The sequence below is a fragment of the Pirellulales bacterium genome (genome assembly GCA_035939775.1).
Classification (GTDB): domain Bacteria; phylum Planctomycetota; class Planctomycetia; order Pirellulales; family DATAWG01; genus DASZFO01.
Genome location: DASZFO010000091.1, coordinates 1 through 22,539, shown reverse-complemented (window position 1 = coordinate 22,539; position 22,539 = coordinate 1). Strand labels below are relative to the sequence as shown.

The window sequence follows — 22,539 nt, the reverse complement described above, 5'->3', positions numbered from 1 at the left end:
GGCGGCTATCTGCGGCGGAGAGAACGGCGCTCAGTGGCACTGGCCAGCGAAGTCGGCCAGTGCTAAGCCTCGTGTGGCAGTTGCCTCGTGTGTATGGCACTGGCCAGCGGGGTGCCCTCTGGGCCCGGCCAGTGCTGAGCTGCGAGTCGGCCGTGTTTGCAAGCGGCGGCTTTTTTTTTACCGAACAAACCGCTGCGCAGCGCCGACCAGCAAATCCAGGAGCGATTCGTCTAGCGCCCCGGTAAAGTCGGTCTCTGCGAGAGCCGCATCGATCGCGCCGCTCGACAACACGGATCGGCCATGAGCGTTGGAATCGGCTGTGGCAAAACCAGTCGTTGAAGCGTTCGTGGCAGCGTAAGGGCTTCGCGGCACGTTTGTCGGCGGCGCCCAATTCGTGGCAAGGGTTGTTGACCGCGGCGCCGCCACCATCGCGCTTTCGTCAAAAAGTGCATCCGTCAGATTGGGCAAGGCCGTCGGGTTCGTCGTCGGCGCCCGATTCGGCATGACTTGGGCGATAGCCGCCAATTGCGGTTCTGCCGTTGCGCTCGTGCCACCATGGAGCAACGTGTTGCTTACCGCGACCTGAGCGAGCTGCCGGGTACGAAGTGCCGCCAGTCGCTCGGAGAATATCACATCGCCCGTCGCAAGGATTGATGCACTCGCGAAGCTTGATGAACTCACGACGTTGGAAGAACTTGCGGCATTTGCTGCGCTCGCGGCACTGGCCGTCGCGGCGGCGAGCGGATTGCCCGAGGCGTCCGACGCGGCAATCGTCACCATCGCCGGGGCGTCCGCCATGCCACCGATCACCAAGGCGCCCTGAACGATGTGGTTTGCCGTCAAGCTGCTGCCGGCTTCGACCGTCAAATTGCCCGTGCCCTCGATGCCGCCAGTCACGGCGAGAGTGCCGGCGCCGGTCACGGTCAGCGAGTTGTTGTCATTCCAAGTGCTGCCCGACGAAAGGGCGACCGTCACGTTTTGCGTGGCATCGAGCGAAAGGGTCAAGGGATCAGTCGCGGCCGGCAAGGGAGTAAGCAAATTGATCGTTTGCGGCCCAGCCGGAAGCTCGAACTGGATCATGTGGGGCGTGCCCGGCGTGCCGTTGGCATCCAAGATCGCTTGGCGCAACGATCCGGGGCCGCTTTCGGCGGCGGTGGTCACCGTCAGCGTCCCAACGGAGATCGAAACCAGCGTTGGTGCGGAGGTGAAGATTCCGTTGTCGGCCTGGTAGACGAAGCCATCCACTCCGATGTATCCGTTATCGGGCGTATACGTAAACGAGCCATCGCTGTTGAACGATAGGGCGCCGTGCAACGGATTGTCCAACAGCTCCGCGGTCAGCGAATACGCTTGCGGATCCGTATCGTTGGCCAACACGCCGGCGGCGGCAACCGTCAGCGTCGAACCCACGGCAACGGAGTAACTATCGGCCATTGCCAGCGGCGCACCGACGTAAAGGAACCGGTCGGCCGACGAGGTGGGGGACGTGCCACCCGGCGCAAAGACCGTCACGTCGATCGAACCGACAGCACCCGCGGGGCTGACCACCTGAATCTGATTGGCCGAATCGTAGATGATCGTGCCCGCGTGCTGGCCGAAATCCACCGCAGAAGCGCCGTCCAGATTTGCGCCACTAATTGTCACGATGTTGCTGCCTAAGGTGTTCCCGAACGCGGGACTGACGCCCGAGACGCTGGGCGCGGCCACGTAGGTGAACTGGTCGGCCGGAGAGGTGGCCGACGTGCCGCCGACCGTCGTCACCGTCACGTCAAAAGTGCCCCCAAAACCAAAGGTCGGGCTGGTGACCACCACCTGGCCGCTCGTATCGCTGACAATGGCGCCGACAAGATCATCACCCTGGCCATCATTGAAGTCGACCCGCGTAGCGCCAGCCAAGTTCGTGCCGACGATCGTGACCTGGGTGCCCCCTGCGATGGGACCGGCCACCGGACTAATTACCGAGACGGTAGGTTGTCCCACGTAGGTGAACTGGTCGGCCGATGGGGTGGCCGACGTGCCTCCCGGTGCAACGACGGTCACATCGACGGTGCCGCCGGCGCCCGCCGGGCTGAAGGCGGTGATCGTGCCGTCGCCGTTCACGATAAAACTGATCGCTGGGGTGCCACCAAAATCGACCGCCGTCGCGCCAAACAGGTTGGAACCGGAAATGGTCACCTGTGTCCCGCCCGTCTCCGGGCCCATAGACTGAGAGATTCCCGTGACGACGGGGGGCAACACGTACGTGAACGCGAACTGGCCGGAAGGCGACGAGCCATATTGAGTCACCACGGTCACATCCACCGTGCCGACGGCATCGCCCGTGGCCTCTGGAGTGCGGATTACGATCTGTTGATCCGTATCACTTACAATCGTGGCCGGGTTGGAGCCGAAATCCACCGCCGAGGCGTTCGCCAGGCTGATGCCGGTCAGCGTCACCAGCGTGCCTCCTTTCACAGGGCCCGAGTAAGTGTCCTGGGTATAGATGCTGGGTGGCCCTTCGTAGGTGAATTGATCGGCCGGTGAATTGATCGACGGGCCGTTGAGGGTCGTCACGGTCACGTCGACCGTGCCTGCGACATTCGTGGCGGGGCTGGTGACCACGATCTGGCCATCCGTATCGCTGAGAATCATGGCCGGGTTGTTCGGCCCGAAAGCGACCGCGGTGGCGCCGGCCAAGCCAGTGCCGCTGATCGTCACCGTGGTGCCGCCCGCAACCGGGCCGGCAGAAATGCTCAATCCCGAGATCACGGGAGGAGTCAAGTAGGTGTATTGGTCGGCCGATGAGGTCGCCGACGTCCCTCCACCAGTGCTCACTGTCACGTCCACCGTGCCCGGCGATGTTCCCGCCGGAGCAGTGACCAGAATACTGGTGTCTGTACCAGAAGAGCCTACGGGATTAACCCCGAGGCCGCCGAAAGTCACCTCCGCGCCGGACAAATTTGTCCCGGTAATCAGGACACTATTACCCCCCGCCAAGGGACCTGACGCGGGACTGATTCCGGTAACGGTCGCGATCGCGTAGTAGGTGAACTGATCTAGAGCGGGCGCCGCCGTGGAGGTCCCTTCTGGCGAAGTCACCGTTACGCTCACCGCGCCGGCAGCGCCCGGCGGGCTGATGGCGGCGATCGTCGCGTAATAGCTGTCAAACGTAAAACTGGCGGCCGGCGTATTGCCGAAATTCACCGCCGTCACATCGCTCAAATGGTAACCCTGAATGGTCACAGAGGTGCCACCCGCCACGGGGCCGCCTGCGCCAAAAGAGCTTCCCGTGTTCGCAACATTCGTGACGAAGGGCGCTGCGGTAAACGTGAATTGGTCGGCCGGGGTAATCGCCGACGTGCCGCTGGGCGTTTCGACCCTCACGTCGACCGTGCCAGGGCCCTCTGACGGGGTCGTGACGTAGATAAACCCTAATGTTCCTCGGTCGTCGACAATTGTGCCGGGCACGGCGCCGAAATCCACTTCCGTGACGCCGTTCAAGTTCGCGCCAAATATGTAGAGCCCGAAACCGCGGGTGTTGCTTGGGCCAAGATTGTGAATCAGACTGCCGCCATCCATGAGGCCCGTAATCGTCGGCGCGGCGCCGTAGTTGAACTGATCGTACGGCGAGATGGCCGACGTGCCCCCCGCCGTCACGACGGTCACGTCCACCGCGCCGGTGTTTCCCGCCGGGCTGGTGACGGTGATCTGCGTGGCCGTGTCGCTGGTAATCGTCCCCGCCGTCTGACCGAAATTCACCGCCGTCGCGCCCGATAAACTCGAACCGCTGATGGTCACGCTGGTGCCACCCGACGTCGGTCCCGAACTTGGGCTCACGGTCGAAACGACTGGGCCGGGCACTTGGTAAGTAAACTGGTCCGCCGGCGAAGTGGCCGACGTCCCGATCGGCGTCACCACGGTCACGTCCACCGTGCCGGCTGCTTGCGCCGGACTCGTGGCCTCAATCTCCGTTGCCGAATCGAGGATGATCGTGCCGGCAGTCGAGCCGAATTCAACGGCCGTCGCGCCGGACAGGTTCGTGCCCATGATCGTCACGGTGGTCCCGCCCGTCACCAAGCCCGACGAGGGGCTCAGGCCGGAGACGATGGGCACTATGCTCGCGGAGTACGTATACTTATCGTTCGCCGAAATGGCCGACCGTTCGCCCGGCGTCACCACGGTCACGTCGACGGTTCCGGCGGTTTCCGCCGGGGTGCGGACCACGATTTGCGTGGGCGAATTGCTGACGATCGTGGCGGCGGTAGCGCCGAAGTCGACCTCCGTGGCGCCCAGCAGATTCGCGCCGGTAATGGTCACGGTCGTCCCGCCCGCCACCGGTCCCGACGGCGGATTTACGCTGGACACAATCGGCGCGACGAGCGTGTAATTGAACAGGTCGCCGAATAACGTGGCCGACGTGCCCCCCGCCGTCGTTACGGTCACGTCGACGATGGTGCCCGAGGGCTGTGCCGGGCTGACGGCGACGATCTGCGTGGCCGTGTCGCTGATGATCGTGCCCGCGATCGTGCCGAAATTCACCTTCGTGGCCCCGGTTAGGTTGGCGCCGGTGATGGTGACCGCGGTGCCCCCCTCAAAAGGCCCAAAATCCGGGGTCACCGCCGAGAAAGGAAACGTGCTGGCAGCGATCAGCACCGGCGCGGCGATATAGGTGAACTTGTCGTTCGCCGAAGTGGCCGACCGGCCGCCCGCGTTCACGACGGTCACGTCCACGGCGCCGGCGGCGCCGGCCGGACTCGTGGCCTCGATCTCATCACCGTTCTTGGCGACAATCGTGCCCTTATTCGGGCCAAAATCCACTTCCGTCACACTGTTCAGAACGCCATAGATGTAGACCGTGGTCCCGCCCGCCAGCGGCCCTGAAGGCGGTACGACCCGCCCGCCGTTATTCGCCGAAACGCCTCTCACCACGGGGGCCGACGTGTAAGTGTAATTGTCGGCCGACGACGTGGCCGATGTGCCGCCCGGTGTAGTCACGGTCACGTCCACCGTGCCGATTGCTCCGGCGGGGGCGGTGGCGGTGAGAACCCAAAAAGGCGAATTGGGACCGGCCTGCACGTCCGAGATGATCGTGCCCGGATTGTTATTCCCGAAATCCACCGCGGAGGCCGAGCCGAGGAAATCGCCGGCGATAACGACCCCGTTTCCACCTGCCAGCGGCCCGGCCATAGGCGAGATCGCCGCAACAATCGGCGGATTGAGATAGTTGAACTGATCGGCGGGTGAAGTGGCCGACTTTCCGGCCAGGTTTTTCACCCTCACGTCCACGGTTCCCGCCGCTTTCCCCGCCGGCGAGCGGACTTGAATCTCGGTGGGCGAGTCGCTGATGATCGTCCCCGCGTTATTACCGAAATCCACGAGTCGCCCGGGGACATCCAAGGACGTGCCGTGGATCGTCACCACGGTTCCCCCGCCGAGCGGGCCGGACGCTGGGCTAATGCTTGTGATTACCGGGAACGCGTTGAGATAAACGGGCGTGGCGTTTACGCCCTGATCCTGGTTGTTGGTGAGTTGGTCGGCGGAGTTGCCGTCGATCAGCACGCTGGTCGTGTCAGCATATTCATAGTGAATCAAGCCTGGAGCCACGCCAATGATCTGTCCCCAGGGACTGTCGTTGACAAACCTGGTGGCCCCGGGAAGTTCTTTCTTCGGATAGGTTGTGTCAACAATGTACACTTTTGCTCCCTCCCCAGCAGACGCTAGGTCGTTCAGCGTTATGAACATGTTACCAGAGTCCGGGGTGCCACTCTCCAAGCTATAAACGTACAAATTGGCATTAAGGCTGCGTTGGCCGATAGGACCGCCGCCAGGAGCGTCGTACGAGATGTACGTGACGGCATCACCAACTAGATAAGTGTCAACCGTCAAGTCCTGCACGTTGATTGTGTTTCCAAAGACGGCATCGGTGACGAGCGACAGGCTGGTCGTAATACCGTACAAGTAGTGAATACTTGCCGGGGCGAGCCCACTAATGAAGCCCACTGTGTATGGATCAGTGGGGCCTGTTGGGACATTGTCGCCCAGGGTTATCGACTGGGCTGAGGTGTCGCCTGTGTCGTCAATGTTAATCGAGGTTACCGGCTGCGGCACCCCCGAGTAGGCCGGATTACTCCCAATGTTCAGACCGCCGAGAAGGTCCTGCACGCCGTTGGCGTCGCCAAGATTGACATTGCTGGTAAAGCTTCCAAAGCTGTTTACGTTCGTCGTTACGCCGTCCTGCAACACGTCAACCGTATTGTTGTTGGCCTTTCCGGTGTTGATCGTCACGCTGACGGTGTTCCAATACTGGTAGTAAATATTGGCCGGGGCGATCCCCGCGACCTCGCCGGTCGTCGTGAAGCCTGGAGTGGTTGAGTTTTCGACTTGGATCGTGCGGACATGCGGATCGTTCGTATCGTCGATGGTGATTGTCGCGGCGGGGTTGGGGGCGAGCAGATTTGACGGGCCGTTGATGCTCAGCGCGCCCAGAATGCTCTGCGTGCCGCTGTTGTCCCCGACCTGAACGGTCGAGGCGACTCCGGCCTGCCCCTGGATCGTCGTGGGAACGCCCGTTTCGAGCACGTTCGCACCGGGTGAGTCGGTGTTGACCGTGAGACCGGCGGTGAATTCGTATTGATAGTTGATTTGGCCGGGGGCGAGGCCTCGCACGTCGCCCCAGCCGGGAGTCCCAGCTTCATTTTCGACATAATACGTGGCGGACGGCGAGGGATCAGTGGAATCGTTGAGCGTGATCGATACGCCGAAGCCGGATATAGTTACCGATCTGGCGATGCCTTGAACGCCGGTGCTGTCTCCAATATTCACCGTCGTGCCGCTGAATAACGAGCCGCAAACGATGTTGAGAGGGACCCCGGTTTCTTTTAAATTGATTGTCGCGCCACTGCCTTGAGTGTTGATCTCGACCGAGGACGTGCTGGCGTAAGAATAGAAAATCGGCGTCGGAACCGCGCCCTGAATGACTCCGACGCCGGTCTGCCCACTGGCCTTGCCCGCCGTAATTGTGTTCGCCGGGCTGCTGACGCCATTGACGATCAGATTGCTGCTTCCGTTGACGGTGATGCTAGTCAGTGGGTCGTCGGAAAAGCCAAACGTGGCGGTCTCTCCGCCGACCGATACGGAAATCGAGCCTTGCGTCGATGCAGTTCCCGCGAGACTGCTGATCGTGACCGGCTGTCCGCCGGCGTTCACGAGCAGACTGTAGTTGCCGTTAAACTTCTGCTTGGGCCCCGGACTAGTCCAGTTTGGCGCAAGCGTAAAGGTTGCTATCGACGACGGATAATTAACATCCGGCACGATCGCGGCTTGTTCGTTGTCCGACCAATAAGCCTGGACTAGAGAGCCGTTCAGGCGATAATTGTAGCCTGGGATGTTTTGCTCGCCGTCGCTGACCTGGTCACCGCCACTGCCATCGGACGGATTGTTAAACAGAAACCGATTGTTGGTGACCCTTTCGGCCAATTCGTGGGAAAAGATCGTGGTCAAAGCATCTTGGTTGATATGCCCACCGTTGTTGAACGTGCCGACTTCGATCATGTGGATATTGACAGACGGCGCGCTGGGGCCTAACAAGGGGTTTTGGTACGCGCCGGGAACATTGAATCCCAAAACAAACGTGCCGGTCGTCGGCAAGTTCGAAAAAATGGGGTCCATGATCACGACGTAAATGGGCGCGTGATACGTGTCGGTCGCCGCCGGATCTGTGCTATGAGTTGAGATTGAGTTTGCGAGGTAGGTCTGTAGATTCGAGTTATTAATGTCAATGGTCGGGCCCTGGAGCGTTGCCTGCGATGGATCGTTCCAGACCTGACCCAATTGGGCTGTCCCGCTGGCCCCATACTGCTCCAGTCCGGTCAAGAAAGGGCCGGTCAGGATTGACTGAAGGGCGCTTGTCAGCGGACCCTCATCGGATTGGAAAGGGGCCCAATTCCCCGCGAAGATGAGGTTCACCACCGGGTCCTGCAAGCCGGAGCCTCCGCTGCTCGAATGGGTCTCGACGATGCCATTATGGAGCGGAAACACGACCGTCAACATCGCGCGCTCTTCCAATCGCTCGAGGGATAACCGCGTCTGGCGGTCGCCGCGCGGCGCCTTGCGGCGGCGGCCAGTCGCCCGAATGTTGCCGCGATGGGACGCCAACCGAGTCGATCCGGCCATGAGATCCTCCACGAGTTTTCGAGAGATCAATCACTATCGGTTCTGGCGGCGCTGACCGGGGCGAGGGCAGCGGGCCATCCACAAGGTTTAAGAGCCGGGCAGTGCCGGCCATCACAAGAGGGGGGATGGGTGATTGCAACGGGCGCTTTTCAATCCCGATCGCGAGCCCTCCTTCATCCCCTCAATGCCCGTCGGGAGAAGAACCCCGCCAAGAAACTGGCAGTCGCTGAAGAAATCATTCCGGCTTATGGTGCCGGAAGCTTATCGGAATCGACGGCGTAAATGTCGTCACTGATCACGTAGAGAAAGTGCCTGCCGTCGGCAGACCACGCTGGTTTCCAGGCATTGCCGCCAACGACTTGACGCACCTTTCCCGATTGCAAGTCCGCCACCCACACTCCCGAACCGGTCCCAAAATCGCAGTACGCCAGCCGTTTTCCATCCGGATGCCAAACGACCAAGCCATTGTGGACGATATTCCCAAGAGGCCAGTTCTTGACCAATTCGCGGCCAGGGAATTTCACGACTTCGCCGCTAGGGCATTTCACGACGACCAGCCCTTGGGAAGCGCCGATATAGGCCACTTGGCTTCCATCTGGCGAGACGGCCGGATAATAAGACTCCTTCGGCGTGAAGAAGTGTTTCGGCTGAGCGTGCGCGTCGTTTAGTGAAACCGCCATGATCGACCCGGCGCTGCGCGAATGGAAGTACAAGGTCTTGCCGTCCGCCGACCACTGCGGATAACCTCCGACGCCGATCCTTCGCTCCTCACTGCCATCCGGCCGCACCAGCCAGACAACCTCATGTGCCGGATCCGACCCGCGGACGAAGGCGATCGGACCATCGGTCGCGGGGCACCATGCCGGGTCTTTTCCGCGCGCGACCAAATTACGGACCGCGCCGCTAACAAGATCGTGTACCTCCAACCCCATGTCCTGCATCGCTCCTGATTCTTTCTTCGTTACGACCAATTTCGTGGCGTCGGGCGACCAGTCGCTCTTGGCGCCGGTCGCGACCTTGCGACTCGAGGCGAGCCCGGTGAGGTGTTCGGTGCCGACGATGCGAACGGCGACAGCTTCGGGCGCAGTGTCGCTCTCGCTCGAATACGGGGGCGCGTCTACGTCGAGTCCCATCGCTGCGAGCTGCGATCGAATGAGGCCCAGGTCGAAGACGTGTAGCGCTTCATCCTCGCCCCCGCAGCAGACCAGGCGCCTCCCATCGCGAGTGAAACAGAGTGGGGTGAGGCGGATCGTTTCGGGCGCAGTCAGCCGATCAACTTCCTTGCCAGAATCTGGCACGAGCAGCCGGACCACGCCTGGCACATCCTCGACGGCCAAGAGCGCACCATCTGCCGAGAACGCGCCCCGCAACGCGGAGTTCCCCAGCTTCGGGCCTTCGTTCCAAGTGCCGACCGACCAGAGCCGCGCGCCGCCGCCGGTAGTTAGCAACCATTTACCATCGGGGCTAAACGAGACGAAGCAATCGTCTGCAACCGGCAAGTCTCGCACATGCCGGCCGGTTTGTGTGTCCCAAATCTTTGCCGCCGGACCTTTGATGGCGCCGTGACTCCCCGTCACGGCCCAGTGGCCGTCTGGGCTGACCGCGCATTGCCGCACATCTTCCTGTGGAGTCAATTGGAACTCTTGACCTTCGGGAAGGAGTAGCTCGACGGCCCCCATGTTGGACGCGGGGAACATCAGCACACGACCGTCGGCGGACTTGCCGCTGCCTCCTGGCAACTGGGTCATCGTGGGGGCGAGCTTCTGCGCTGGCCCGTAAACACGCTCGCCCGTTGCGGAATCGAAAGTTACGGGCCAGCGAAGTAGGCCGGGACTGCCGTGCGTCAGCAGTGCGCCGGACGGTTCTATTCCTGTCGGCGCGTTGTCGCCCAGTGGAAGTAGAGCGATTTCCTCGCCGCGAACCACATCAACCACCGCAACGCCATCGCGGGCAGGAATGGCCAGCAACCGCCCATCCGGGTCGAGTTGGCAATTGACAATGTCGTCGCCCTTGTACCCATCCGCGATCGAGTTCAATCGGTGTACGATGGTGCAGAATTCGCTGCCACTCCGGAAGCGAAACATTCGCAGACCTTGGGCCGTGGCGTCGAGGCCGACCAAGCTATCATCGGGGCTAAAGCACAGCTCAACGCCGCCCGCCGGCTGAGTCAGCAGCAATTGGCCGGTGTGAGTGTCCCACAGGCGCCAAAGGCCGCTCCAATCCGTGCTGAGCAGTCGATCGCCGGCGTGGTTGAAGCGAACGACTACGCCTTGGGTCTTATGAGCTTCCAAGGGCGGTAGCGCCAACTTCCCAGTCGACGTGTCCAGAATGGTGATCTTTGGGTGCGCATCCACGTTCCCGAAAGCCAATAAGCGGCCGTCGGGATGCCAATCCCACCACGAGATAGCTCCCGCCACGGGAACCGCTGCCCCGAACTTTCCTTTTGCCAGATCCAGTAGGTGGTAGGCTGTCCGGTCGTCGCATGCCGCAATCTGCGGCCGGCGCGGATTCCAATTGAGCCAGGTCGGCACAAATCCCGCCAGTCCAAAGCGGTTCAGATCTCGGCCAGTCTCCAGGTCGTATCGATGAATCCAAGCTCCAGGGAAGCACGCGGCGAACTCGCGGGAATCGGGGGAAAACGCGAAACCATATAGTGGGTAGCAAGTCAAGACATCGACTGCCTGCGGTCCATCCAACTTCCAAACGCGCCGGCGAAGCCCTTGAGGCGACTCGCAGCCCTGCATTAAGAACCGTCCGTCTGGGCTAAAGGCCAAGCCACCGTAATCCGAAATCGGTCCCTCGCCGGGAATTTGAAACAGCTCCGCGTCGTCGCTAACGCGCCGGACGGTGACATTGCCTTGCGAGTCTCCGCGAGCATAGCGCTCGAATGCCGCGTCAATGGCAACGGCCGTCGTTCCGCGCGGAAGGCCGGGCAATTCTTTCGCCACTTCGAGGTCCGGCAGCAGCAACGCGGCGATCGCTTCCGTGCGCAGCTCGTCCTTCGATCGGCCCGGCGGCAACGGAAGCGAGAGCGCTTTCTCGATGGCTCGCAGGCTGCCGAACCGTTGACCGGGCCGCCGGCTCATTCTTCCCGCTCGCGCCGCGACGACGTACGAATCCCAGAGCTTGGCGAGCGCATCTTGCTTGGCGTCCTTCTCGGCTTTCTCGGCGACCACTGCTCGAGTGAATTGAGAGTGGTATCCCACTGCCGCAGCAGTAGAAATGACTGCCACTGCTGCCAGGAGCAGAACCACAGCGCTACTGAGCGCGGCTGACAACGGATTCCGCCGACACCACCGCCAGCCGCGCTCGATGCGGCCGACGGGCCGGGCCAGGATGGGTCGCCCATCGAGAAATCGCTGCAAATCGTCGGCCAGCGCTCGGGCGGTCGCATAGCGCTGTGGGATCGCCTTCTGCAGGCATTTGAGCACGATCGTTTCCAAATCGCGCGGCACGCCGGCGGTCAGCTCGCTCGGCGCGAGCGGTTCCTTTTCGAGCACCTGCCGCAGCGTGTCCACGCTGCTGGCCGATTGAAACGGCGGCCGGCCTGTCAGCAACGTGTAGAGAATCGCCCCGAGGGCGTAAACGTCGGCTGTCGGGCCAACCAGGTCGAGCTTGCCGGCGGCTTGTTCGGGCGGCATATAGGCGGGCGTGCCGAGCACCTGACCGGTCGCCGTCCGGCTCGAATCATCCTGCTGATGTTTGGCCAAACCGAAATCGGTGACGCGGGGCCGGCCATCGCGATCGAGCAGAATGTTCGCCGGTTTCAAGTCGCGGTGGATGATCTGGTGCTCATGGGCATATTGCACCGCATCGCACACAGTGCGCACGAGCTGCGCCGCCTCGCGCGCCGGCAGCGGCCCTTCGGGCACCAAGGCGGAAAGACTTCGGCCCTCGACATAACCCATCGAGAAATAATGCTGACCCTCGTGCTCACCGACCTCGAAGATCGGCACGATGCCCGGATGATCGAGGTTTGCCGCCGCCTCGGCTTCCGCATGGAATCGTTCCACATCCTCGGGCAAGGCCAGGAGACCCGAAAGGATCATCTTCACCGCGACGATACGATTCAGCGTCACCTGCCGGGCTTTGAACACGACGCCCATCCCGCCGCGGGCAATCTCCTCAAGCAATTCGTAGTCGCCAAAGTAGCGGAGCGCGCCAATCTGGCCACGTGCCGCGCGCGGTTTGTCCGAACCATTTGTAGGAGAGTCGCTCGATTCTGATCGACCGAAGTTTTCGCCGCGTGAGCGCCCCGCGGCGGCAATAACCAGCTTCAGCCAACCCACGTCAATGTCGGGATACGGCTCTTGGTAGTCGCTGGGCTGAGGATTCTCTCCCCGCTGTCGGCGATAAAACAAGTCGATCTGGATTAACTCGCGGACCAGTTCTCGGCGCAACCCGTCCGACGTGCCGAGCAGATGGTCGTCGATTTTGGGTTGCGGACCGGCGATCCACGCCGCCTCGAACGCATCGCACAGCCGATCGACGTGCCGAGCGGTGTCGAGCGATAGGGCCGGTTCGGGATCGGGCGGTTCTCTCGTCATGACAATTCCGCGTGTTCCCACACCGCCCGAATCAGTTGCAGCTTGCGCTCGATCGTCCGCAGCGCACGGTTCATCCGCTTGGCAATTTCCGCGTTCGTCAGGCCTTCTAGCTTGGCGATCGCGATCGTCCGTTGATCGGCGTCCAATAGGCCGAGCAGGCCTTCGTATTGCTCCGCCACCTGAGCGGCAAATCCGGGCGTCGGCTCGTTGCCGACTAATTGGTCGATCGCCTGTTGGCGATCCGGCGAATCCGCCGAGCCTGTCGGCGCCCGGCCGCCGCGCTTATGTCGTCCTTGATCGCGAAGCAGATGCAGCGCCTTGCGGGCCGTGATCACGATAAGCAACCGCCAGAGGCCGTCGCTATCGGCCAATTGCGGAAACCTTCCCTCGCGGGCGTTGCGGCAGAAGCTGTTCAGCGCGCTGATGGCCACGTCCTCCTCATCCGCGATACCGAGCCGGCGGCCACCGAGTTTCTTACGAGCCAAGCCCATCAAGCGCGCGAAATAGCGGTCCCAGATTCGTTGGGCCGCTTCGGGATGTCCGTCGCGCAGCAGGCTGAGCCAGGGAGTGATCGAATCGCCAGGGGCCATTCACCACCATGCTCAATGTTCTAAGTCGTGAACTCAAATTGAGCCTCATTATAGCCCCCCCAGGTATTGAACGGCGACCGGTTCGGCGACATTCCCATATAGAAACATGCCCGAATTCATTTGAATTCCGCCATCGGCGACGCGACGGGCGCGGGCAACCAGGTTCCGTTCGAGTGATCCAGCTATAATCGATCGAATTAGAGTCGGGTTAACGGGCGCTTCCGACTGGCTACCTGCTGCCGATTCTTCTAAACTTATTGGGAGGTGGAGAAGTCCATCAGCATGGAGGCATAGGCCGTTCGCACGCGTGAGGCTGGGTTTGTCTGTTAGCGAATCATCCACCAAGAACTATGCGCTGCACGATCCGGATGTGCGGCTGATGCTGGAGGTGCGCGACGACAACGCCGCCGCCTTCGAGGAGTTGATGCTGCGCTATCAGAACCGGCTGATCACGGTGCTGGAGCATCTGGTCGGGCATCGCGAGCTGGCGGAGGATTTGGCCCAAGACGTTTTCTTGCGGGTCTATCGAGCCCGAAAACGATACTTGCCGGGGGCGAAATTCTCGACCTGGTTGTTCACGATCGCCAACAACGTGGCCTCGAACGCCCTGCGCGATCAATCGCGCCGCCGCGAAATCAACCTGGCGACCAACGACAGCCAATCGACCGGGGCATTCGGCCTGGATCAAATCGCCTTAGCCGCCAGCGGCTTAATGCCGGCCCGGCAGATCGACAAGGCCGAAATGCGCGACGTGATTCGCCAGGCCGTCGGCACGCTGAACGATCGGCAGCGGATGGCCGTGTTGCTGTGCAAATTCGAGAGCATGAGCTATGAGGAAATCGCCCAGACGATGGAAATGACCGCCAAGGCGGTCAAATCGCTGTTGGCCCGAGCGCGCGGCAATCTCCGCGAGGTCCTGCAACCTTATTTGCAAAACGGCGAACTCCGCGCGGCAGTGGAAAACCCATACGGCAAGCCCGGTGAAACCAACGGCCTTGTCTCCCGCCCCGATTCCTAGCGTTCGATTTTTCAATTCAGCAATGCAGCAATCCGATAAGAGTCAATCCGAGCTGCTCGACGAGGAGTTGGTCGCCTATCTGGACGGCGAACTCGACTCTCAGGCTGCGCGCCAGGTCGAGCAGCGGCTGGCGGCCGACGAGCCCGTCCGGCGCCGCTTGCAGGAATTGGCGCAAAGCTGGGATTTGCTCGACAATCTTCCACCGTCGGCCGCCGACGACACGTTCACTCGCAGCACGGTGGAAATGGTGGCCGTCGCGGTCGAGCAAGAGCTGGCCAATCAACAGTCCGCGGAGCCGCGGCATCGCCGCCGGCGCTGGTTGTGGGGAGGCGTTCTGGCCTTGGTGGCGGGCGCAGCGGGATTTGTGGCCGCGGCCAATCTCTGGGTCGATCCCAATGAAAAACTGCTCGGCGATCTGCCCGTGATCGAGAATCTCGAGGTCTACGAGCATGTCGGCGATATCGCATTTCTGAAAAGGCTCAACGACGAGGGCCTGTTTACGGACGAGCCCGCGGACGCGGCTGCGCCGCGGGACGAAGCGCGCGGGGCGAAGGAAACGCCGGAATTGCCGGTCGTGCCGAATTCGCTGGCCGAGCGGCGCCAGCGGCTAGAAGGAATGAGTGCGCAGACCAAGGAAGAACTGCTCGCCAAGTTCGAAAAATTCGAATCGCTGTCGCCCGACGATCAAGAGCGGTTTCGCCGTTTGGACGTGCAGGTCGATAGCGACCCGCAAGCCGATCGCCTGCGGCGGATTATGGCCCGGTTTCACGAATGGTTAAAGACGCTTTTGACCACGGAGCGGGCTGACCTGCTGGCCTCCAACCCGGATGACCGAATCCACGGAATCAGACAACTTCGGCACGAGCAAGAGGCTCGCCTGGCGGGACAAGCCGGTGGTCCGCTGCTGCTGCCGCGCGACGTGGACGAGCTGCACAAATGGATGGAGCTGTTTTCGGCCGACCACAAAACGCAATTAATGAGCATCAAGGAGATTCCTGAACAAAGGAAAAAACAGCTTGAATCTCCCAATCCGGCCATCCGCCGGATCGGACTCGCGGGGTTCGCTTGGCGACAATGGCAAATTGGGAACGTCGGCAACGGCAAGCCGGTCGACGTTTCAGACAAAGAGATTCAGCAGTTGAAGGACAGGCTATCAAAACCGTTCAGCGACGAACTCAATTCGAAAAAAACCAAGCAGCAGCAGATTCAAACGGTGAGCGGCTGGATCAAAGCGCTGCCCCGCTTTTTCGCGCGCCAAGGGGGCGAAGGGGGTCCCGTCATTGACCCCGAGGAGTTGAGCAAGTTCTTTGAAAGTTTGCCGGCGCCACAGCGCGACGAACTCATGAAACTGCCGCGCGACGACATGAACCGCCGATTGCGATTCCTTTATTTTCAACACAAGCGGGCCGAACGCGGATTAAGTTCACGCGAGAGTGCCGGCCCGCGAGATAGTCCTGGCTCAACAGACAGCGGCCGGGGCGCAGCAAAGCCCGACAAGCCGCCGAAGACCGGCGCCACACCCGACAAGGAAACGTCGACGCCGACCGATCCCGCCGGAGCAGCCGCAGCCGACAAGCGGCCGAACAAAGGGGACGACCCCGCTCCAGCCGATAATTCCAAATAGAAATCCAGTGACTCGCCGCGCTACTTGCTCGGCTTGTCGGCGCCGTCATGGCGGCGCTGCAGGTCCTTGAGCGTCGCGCGCACCTCGTCCAAGCCCTTGCTCATCTCGTCGAGCCGTTTCTCGATGCGGTCTTCGGCTTCGCCCGGATTGCGGTACAGCAGGTTGTCGCCACCAGGCGAAGTAACGATCCGGATCGGCTCGCCGTTGTTTTGACCGAGATGAATCTGCACTGGGCCGCCAGTCACAAGCGGTTCGACCTCGCGCCGCACGTCCTCAGGGAGCTTCGCCAAGTCTCCCTCGGTGACCTCCCATTTCTGTTCGGCTTTCTGCACCAAAATCTTGGCGGGCTTCTTCCCTTCGCGGTAGATGTCGATGCTCAGGTCGTCGGGCAGTTCGTGCTTCAAGCCGTCTGCCGATGGCAATGCGATTGCGAATCCTGTATTCCCGTCCCCGGCGCGAAACAGCCGCCCGACGTACGGCAGGTTCCCAATTGGCGCCGGCGCGCCCCCCGCTTCGGGATTCAATTGCAGCATCCATTTCTGGATCTTCTCGACATCGTTGCCAGCAGGCGAAGCGGCCACAGGCTTGCGTTCCGCGGGCTTAACACCGATGGTTATCGTCTTGCCGCCGCGGAGCAGCTTGATCGGCAGTTCAGTTTCTTTCACAGTCTCGACGGCGCGGGATAAATCGGCTACTTCCGTCAGCCCCTTGTCGCCGGCGGAGAACAGGATGTCATTTGGCTGAATCCCCGCCTTCGCAGCCGGGCTGTCTGGAACAACTTGCTGAACGAGCAGGCCATGGCCCTTCGGCAGATCGGGAAGCTGGGCGTGCAACGTTTCGCCGGCTGGCTGGCACATCACGCCGATCCAGTAATGGTTGGAACTGGAAACAGCTTCACCATGCAGAAGGCTCGGCTCGGCGATTAAGACGTCGGGCACCCCCCGCGCTCCCTTCACATCGCTATCGGCGCTATCGGCGGGACGGCCTTCTTTCGGCTTCTCGTCCGCGCGAATCGAATGGGCTCCAGGAAAGATGCTGGCCGCTAACAAGCTCACGCCTACGGCAAATGGCCGCCACCAAATGCGTTTCATAAAAATTCCCTTTCATGTATGAATCCGATGGCCCCGCCAGCGGCGAAAGCTGTTCGCCCTTTCGCCGCCACGCGGGGCCATGACATCTCGCCCCTGACACTATGACCGTCCGTACGGAAAAAATGCCTCTTCTCCGCAACGGCCCCGATCGACCAATTCACTCTATCACCGCACTGACTTATCACTGAACTGTGCCGCGAACTGGAACAATCTCGACGCGATCAAATGGCATCAGCATCTTGCGGTCGCCTACCTGAACCGGCCAGAACTCCCGTTGGACGCGCGGTTCGCTCCCAGCCCGAGCCATGGCCTGACGCACGTCGTCTGGCACCGCAGGCGTCTGGGGCTGAAGCAAGAACGATGCAACCTGACTGTCCAGCACGGGAACCTTAACCCGCTGCTGCCGGCCGTCGGGCGCGGTCACCACCATTTCCAACTCTTGTAAGGCACTGGCGGCATTGGAATTGCCCACCGTCGGTCCCGGAATCGTGGTGGTCAGATTCTGTCCGGCATTGGGCGATGGAGGAAAATAGCGCTGGGCATACATCCCGAGCGAGAAGGTGACGAGAAAGCTGCCCGCCATCGCCATCCACCAGCGCCAGCGGGCATGATGCGCGGCCTCGCGGCGAGCCGTCTCGTCGCGCTGGGCCGGCACATTCCCGTCGCCATCGAACCCCTCAGATTGAATCGCAAGCGCCATGGCGGCCGAAGCCGGCGCATCGCTCACCGCGGTTTGAATGGGATTCCGCGCGAATCGCGTGAGCGTCTGTCCCCATGACTGCGCTTCGAGGAAGGCCAGCGCGCATTGCCGCCATCCGTCCGGCCGCTGATCGAGCGACTGGAGAAGGTCGCGCCGCTCCGTTTCCGCCAATTCACCGTCGACAAGTCGATCCAAGGTTTGCGGATCGAAAGAATGCTCAGCCTGCGAAAAATCGTTCATCGCTTCACCTCAATCACATTCAGCGCGGCCAACTCGCCGCGGAGCCGCGCTCGCGCACGGTGCAATCGCGACTCGACCGCGCTATGATCGATATCCAAATGTCGGGCCAAATCTTTATAGCTCCACCCCTCGGTGTATTTGAGCATCAGGATTTCCAACTCTCGCGACGGCATCCGATCCATCGCTACTCGCACCAATCGCTCTCGTTCATCCGCCAGCAGCCAATCCAAGGGATCCGCCGTGCGGGAGTCCTGTTCCGTGGGACGAAACCGCTCAGCAAACCGATCGACCAGCTTCCGCCGCCTTCCTTGCTTCCGCCGGTAGAGCAGCGATTGCCTCACCGCCAGACGGTATAGCCACGGCGCCACTTTGCTGGCGTCTTGCAGCGGCGAACGCGAACGCACCGCCGCCAGCGAAACCTCCTGCATTACCTCATCCACGGCTTGCGGCTCGCCGACGCGGGCCACCACCACCGTGCGCAGCCAGCGCCCATGCTCCGCCAGCGCAGCCGACCAATCGATGGCCGGTCGTCGCGCCGCATCGCAGGCGGTGGATGAACTCGGAGGTGTCATGACTACAAGATTAGTTGCCCGCCACGCAGAAATCTTGCGGGCGTTTTGCGCTCGGAAGCGAAGAATGAACCCTGCTGTATTTACGGAGGCACCTCGCCGAAGTTCACATAATCGGCCCTAAGTGCTTAATAGGGGTTGACTTCGGAGTATTCGTGCTGGGTCGGAATGCGCGGATGGAGAGCCTTCAGAACCACCCCCATGTGCGATCGGGGCCTGACTCATTCTACGTTTTCGCGGCCCCGTACCTTCACACCCTCCTTCCCTCCAGTCATATTGTAGTAATAGAGCAAAAAGACCAGCGGGAACCAATTTTATGCCGGATGCCAGGCGCTACTGGCTCGTTAAAAGCGAGCCGGATTGCTTTTCGATCCAGGATTTGGCCGCCAGCCCGAGGCAGACGACCTTTTGGGATGGCGTGCGCAATTATCAAGCCCGGAATTTCATGAAAGAAATGCGGATCGGCGAGCGGGTGCTGTTCTATCACTCGAGCACCGAGCCGCCGGCCGTGGTCGGCGTGGCAGTCGTCGTGGGCGAAGCGTATCCCGATTCGACGGCCTGGGATCCGCAGAACATGCACCACGACATCAACTCGTCTCCGTCCAATCCGATCTGGGAAATGGTCGATCTACGGTTGGAAGAGATTTTTCCTCGGCCGCTCGGACTCGATTCGCTGCGGGCTGTCCCCGCCCTTGCCAAAATGGAGTTGCTCCGCAAAGGCTCGCGTCTCTCGGTGCAGCCGGTCACGGAAAAGGAATTCCAGACCATCTCGAGGCTGGCCCATCCCGCTGCGCCATCGCGCCCGGCGAAGAAGACCTTGAAGGCAGTCGCGAAGAAGATCGTGAAAAAGCCGGCGAAAAAACCGGCGCGCAAGACGGTTAGCCGCGCTTGAGGCCGCGACCGCAAGGCGTGCTATGCCGACTGCGTCTGACAACCAATTGGGATGGCTCGACGACGAATTGCGGCAACTGGATGCAACCGGATTGCGGCGGCGGCTTGTGACGCGCAGCGGACCGCAGGGACCGACTGTTTCGCTCGAAGCGGATGACGGAGCGGCACTCGGCAGCGGTGGCGCGGAGTTGCTCAACTTCAGCTCTAACGACTATCTTGCCCTGGCCGGCGATCCACGTCTTGTAGCGGCGGCGCATACGGCGGCGCTCCGCGAAGGGTGGGGCGCGGGGTCCAGCCCGCTCGTGACGGGGCATTCCCGCTCCCATCGCGATTTGGAACTGCGGCTGGCGGAGTTTTTGCAAACCGAGGGGGCGCTCGTCTTCCCTTCGGGATTTGCGGCGAATAGCGGTACGATCGCGGCCCTAGTCGGCCGCGGCGATCTGGTGCTCGGCGATCAGAAGAACCATGCCAGTCTGATCGACGGCTGCCGGCTGTCGCGCGCCGAGGTGCAGGTTTATCCGCATCGCGACATGGCCCGGCTCGCTGAGTTTTTGGGCGAATCGTCCCGTTATCGGCGGCGGCTGATCGTCACCGACACGCTGTTCAGCATGGATGGCGACTTGGCGCCGTTGGCCGATTTGGTGGAACTGGCCCGCCGGCATCGGGCGATGCTGATGGTGGACGAAGCGCACGCGATTGGCGTGTTCGGGTCGAACGGCCGCGGCGTCGCGGAGCACTTCGGCCTGGAATCCGAATTGCCGATTCGCGTCGGCACGCTCAGCAAAGCGCTCGGCAGTGCCGGCGGCTTCGTCGCTGGGAGCCGCAGGCTCATCGATTGGCTCTGCAATCGGGCGAGGTCTTACGTCTTTTCAACGGCGCACCCGCCGGCCGTCGCGGCGGCCGCGATCGCGGCGCTCGACATCGTTCGAGACGAACCGCAGCGGCGCAGAGCGCTTTTGGAGAGGGCCGCAAGTCTTCGTCAGTCATTGCGCGAGCAGGGGTGGAACATCGGCGATGCGGCCGGGCAGATCATTCCGGTCGTTATCGGCGATGCCGGCGCCACGATGCAAATGGCCGCCGCGCTGCGCGATCGAGGCCTGTTCGTCCCCGGCATTCGGCCGCCAACGGTGCCGGCAGGCGAATCGCTGTTGCGAATCAGCCTGAGCCGCGGTCACACTGCCGAAATGGTCGAACGGCTTGCGAATGCTATTTCCGGTAGCCGAGCGACTCCACCACTTCCAACATCTCTTCGTACGTGATGAAGCGGCGGCGGCGGGCCAGCTTGTATTGATCGACGGCCTGAGCCAGCTCGCGGGCGCCCGGAGACAAATCGTCGTGGCTATTGGTGAACTGCCGCCGCTCGCGGGCCGGGGTATCGCCGTTGCCATTGTTGCGGCGATCGACAAACGGAACCGTCAGAGTTTCAATCATATCGCTCATTGCCTGCCTCCAGATAAGCGCCCAATTGGATCGCACCGGACCGTCAGCGAACTGGCTGGCCGCCAACGGACAGCGCACACAGAAACCTAGGTTCGGGCAAGTCAGCGGTCAAATTGACGGGGGAGGCCTGTTCTAGCGGTTGTGCCGACGGGCCGGATGAATTCCGTATTGTCCGAAAGCTCATTCGCCCCCGCCGGTCGTGCGCCCGGTGGCGACGTCGAACTCATAGATCGCCGGAACCAGCATGGCGGTCGTCGTGAAACCGTAGGTCGCGGCCACGATCAGGAATACCCCCAGTGTCTGTTCTTGCAGGAAGCTGGTGATGGCGACAAACGTGAACACCGGGCAGGCCAGAGATGCCCAGCCGATCGCCGCGGATGGGTTTCGCACGCCCAGCGCGACGAACATGCCGATTCCCCCGCCGACCATGAACACGAGGAACGGAGTCAACTGCAGCTCGAACGAGCCGCTGAACGACATCATGATTCTCATGCAGGTGGCCACACCGACCAGAAGAAAAAAGAGCGTCCCCAGGCTGACTGCCACGGCGTTGCGCGAGTTGACATACGTGATCCCGGTGTGAATGCCGAGCGTGGCGACGAAGACATAAATCACGGCCAGCGAGAGTCCGAGATAGACGAGATTCTCGAACGTCACCGCGCCGGCCAGCCAGAGATAAAGACAAAGCGCCAGCGGCAGCACGACCATTTCCTTGGCCACGTAGAAAACCCCGCCGAGCTTGCCGAAGATGAATTCCGGCGGCGTCACGTCGGTCACCAGCAGCAGATCGAGCGCCCCCAGATCGCGCTCGGTGGTGATCGAGGTCACGGCCAACGCGTTGACCAGCATCAGGCTCAAGACGACCATCGGCGCCAGCGCGAGCGGAATGCTGCCGCCGGCCGCGATCGTCGCGCGCAGGGCCAAGGCCGAGGCTGCCGCGATCGCGATATAAGCCAGCCGAATCGCCAGCACCTTGCGGCCGTAAGCCCAGGTGCGAACTTCACGCCAGAGGACCGGATTATCCCAAACCTCGCGCGATTTCCCCGGCGCGGCGTGCGGCGAAGCGACGGCGCTCGCCTCCGAACCGGCCGGCTGGCTGCTTGTGTCGGCGGCCCGCTGAAACAGGTCTTCATTCTCGGCAGGGCGAAGTTGAATCTCGCGCGACGGGTTCCAGATTCGCACCCGCCAGATTGCGATCGCATTGGCGGCCAAGGTCACCAGCCCCGCGACCGCGAGAAACAAGTTCAGCGGCGAACCGAGCCACGGCAGTGCGCCCCCGTGCCCCAAGTCGGGGCGCGCCGCGATCAACACGGCCCGCCAAGGGCTAAGCGCCGATCCCCATAGCGCCGCCGAGACTCCCTGCCAACTGGCTCCGGACGCGCCCGACGCGACGAGCACCTCTCCGACGGCAAGCCAAAACACCAACGTGAGAAACACCAGGGCCAGCGTCTGAAAGGTCTTTTCGCGCCACAGCGCGAGCGTCGAGCCGAGGCTTCCCGCCGCAACGACCGTTGCCGCCGTGACGGCATACACCCAGCCGATCTGTGCGTAGGAAATACCGCCGAACAAGGCAATCAGAAAAAAGAGCGGGACAGCCGCCGTAAGCAGCACCATCATCTGCAATAAGCTGGCGAACAGCTTGCCCAGCACCAGCTCGCCGTTCGATAGATTCGTCATC

Annotated in this window: 12 protein-coding genes; 4 read left to right on the top strand and 8 right to left on the bottom strand. The window is 61.9% G+C overall.

The annotated features are described in order from the left end of the window. Positions 1-177: 177 nt before the first annotated feature. From VGY55_05440 to VGY55_05430, 3 genes are all read right to left on the bottom strand, one after another. Entirely contained in the window at positions 178-8,151 is a 7,974-nt protein-coding gene (locus tag VGY55_05440) for an IPT/TIG domain-containing protein (protein ID HEV2969416.1), read from the bottom strand. A gap of 245 nt (positions 8,152-8,396) precedes the next feature. After that, a complete protein-coding gene (locus tag VGY55_05435; protein HEV2969415.1) occupies positions 8,397-12,698 on the bottom strand; it encodes a protein kinase in 4,302 nt (1,433 codons plus the stop codon). Then, complete coding sequence (locus VGY55_05430) at positions 12,695-13,288, bottom strand: ECF-type sigma factor (protein HEV2969414.1); 594 nt, start codon at positions 13,286-13,288, stop codon at positions 12,695-12,697. The genes VGY55_05435 and VGY55_05430 overlap by 4 nt, the downstream gene beginning before the upstream one ends. Before the next feature lie 319 nt (positions 13,289-13,607). Between VGY55_05430 and VGY55_05425 the strand changes: the two genes are divergently transcribed. Continuing rightward, positions 13,608-14,306 carry a sigma-70 family RNA polymerase sigma factor gene (locus tag VGY55_05425; GenBank protein ID HEV2969413.1) on the top strand — a complete coding sequence of 233 codons (699 nt, stop codon included), beginning with the start codon at positions 13,608-13,610 and terminating at the stop codon, positions 14,304-14,306. A 22-nt stretch (positions 14,307-14,328) separates the two neighbouring features. Then, positions 14,329-15,930 carry a hypothetical protein gene (locus VGY55_05420; GenBank protein ID HEV2969412.1) on the top strand — a complete coding sequence of 534 codons (1,602 nt, stop codon included), beginning with the start codon at positions 14,329-14,331 and terminating at the stop codon, positions 15,928-15,930. A gap of 20 nt (positions 15,931-15,950) precedes the next feature. On the opposite strand, the gene VGY55_05415 is transcribed toward VGY55_05420, so the two are convergent. From VGY55_05415 to VGY55_05405, 3 genes are all read right to left on the bottom strand, one after another. Then, positions 15,951-17,021, bottom strand: coding sequence for a PDZ domain-containing protein (locus tag VGY55_05415; GenBank protein ID HEV2969411.1), 1,071 nt, complete (start codon positions 17,019-17,021; stop codon positions 15,951-15,953). A 181-nt stretch (positions 17,022-17,202) separates the two neighbouring features. Then, positions 17,203-17,961, bottom strand: a complete 759-nt coding sequence (locus VGY55_05410; GenBank protein HEV2969410.1) for a hypothetical protein — start codon at positions 17,959-17,961, stop codon at positions 17,203-17,205. After that, positions 17,958-18,533 (bottom strand): RNA polymerase sigma factor, encoded by a 576-nt coding sequence (locus VGY55_05405; protein HEV2969409.1) that lies wholly within the window; start codon positions 18,531-18,533, stop codon positions 17,958-17,960. Before VGY55_05405 ends, VGY55_05410 begins: the two co-directional genes overlap by 4 nt. A gap of 313 nt (positions 18,534-18,846) precedes the next feature. Here VGY55_05405 and VGY55_05400 point away from each other — a divergent pair, with 313 nt between their 5' ends. Both VGY55_05400 and bioF read left to right on the top strand, forming a co-directional pair. Next, positions 18,847-19,422, top strand: coding sequence for an EVE domain-containing protein (locus VGY55_05400; GenBank protein HEV2969408.1), 576 nt, complete (start codon positions 18,847-18,849; stop codon positions 19,420-19,422). Positions 19,423-19,444: 22 nt separating this feature from the next. Beyond that, complete coding sequence (gene bioF, locus VGY55_05395; GenBank protein ID HEV2969407.1) at positions 19,445-20,680, top strand: 8-amino-7-oxononanoate synthase; 1,236 nt, start codon at positions 19,445-19,447, stop codon at positions 20,678-20,680. Here bioF and VGY55_05390 read toward each other — a convergent pair. Further along, positions 20,628-20,861, bottom strand: a complete 234-nt coding sequence (locus VGY55_05390) for a hypothetical protein (protein HEV2969406.1) — start codon at positions 20,859-20,861, stop codon at positions 20,628-20,630. The two genes, bioF and VGY55_05390, sit on opposite strands and share 53 nt — an antisense overlap. A gap of 180 nt (positions 20,862-21,041) precedes the next feature. Next, the coding region (locus VGY55_05385) for a hypothetical protein (GenBank protein ID HEV2969405.1) at positions 21,042-22,539 on the bottom strand (1,498 nt) is incomplete at its 5' end.

Bases quoted from the DNA above. Each gene is read 5' to 3' on its own strand.
- VGY55_05440 (HEV2969416.1), bottom strand. From the start codon at position 8,151: ATGGCCGGATCGACTCGGTTGGCGTCCCATCGCGGCAACATTCGGGCG.
- VGY55_05435 (HEV2969415.1), bottom strand. From the start codon at position 12,698: ATGACGAGAGAACCGCCCGATCCCGAACCGGCCCTATCGCTCGACACC.
- VGY55_05430 (HEV2969414.1), bottom strand. From the start codon at position 13,288: ATGGCCCCTGGCGATTCGATCACTCCCTGGCTCAGCCTGCTGCGCGAC.
- VGY55_05420 (HEV2969412.1), top strand. From the start codon at position 14,329: ATGCAGCAATCCGATAAGAGTCAATCCGAGCTGCTCGACGAGGAGTTG.
- VGY55_05415 (HEV2969411.1), bottom strand. From the start codon at position 17,021: ATGAAACGCATTTGGTGGCGGCCATTTGCCGTAGGCGTGAGCTTGTTA.
- VGY55_05410 (HEV2969410.1), bottom strand. From the start codon at position 17,961: ATGAACGATTTTTCGCAGGCTGAGCATTCTTTCGATCCGCAAACCTTG.
- VGY55_05405 (HEV2969409.1), bottom strand. From the start codon at position 18,533: ATGACACCTCCGAGTTCATCCACCGCCTGCGATGCGGCGCGACGACCG.
- VGY55_05400 (HEV2969408.1), top strand. From the start codon at position 18,847: ATGCCGGATGCCAGGCGCTACTGGCTCGTTAAAAGCGAGCCGGATTGC.
- bioF (HEV2969407.1), top strand. From the start codon at position 19,445: ATGCCGACTGCGTCTGACAACCAATTGGGATGGCTCGACGACGAATTG.
- VGY55_05390 (HEV2969406.1), bottom strand. From the start codon at position 20,861: ATGAGCGATATGATTGAAACTCTGACGGTTCCGTTTGTCGATCGCCGC.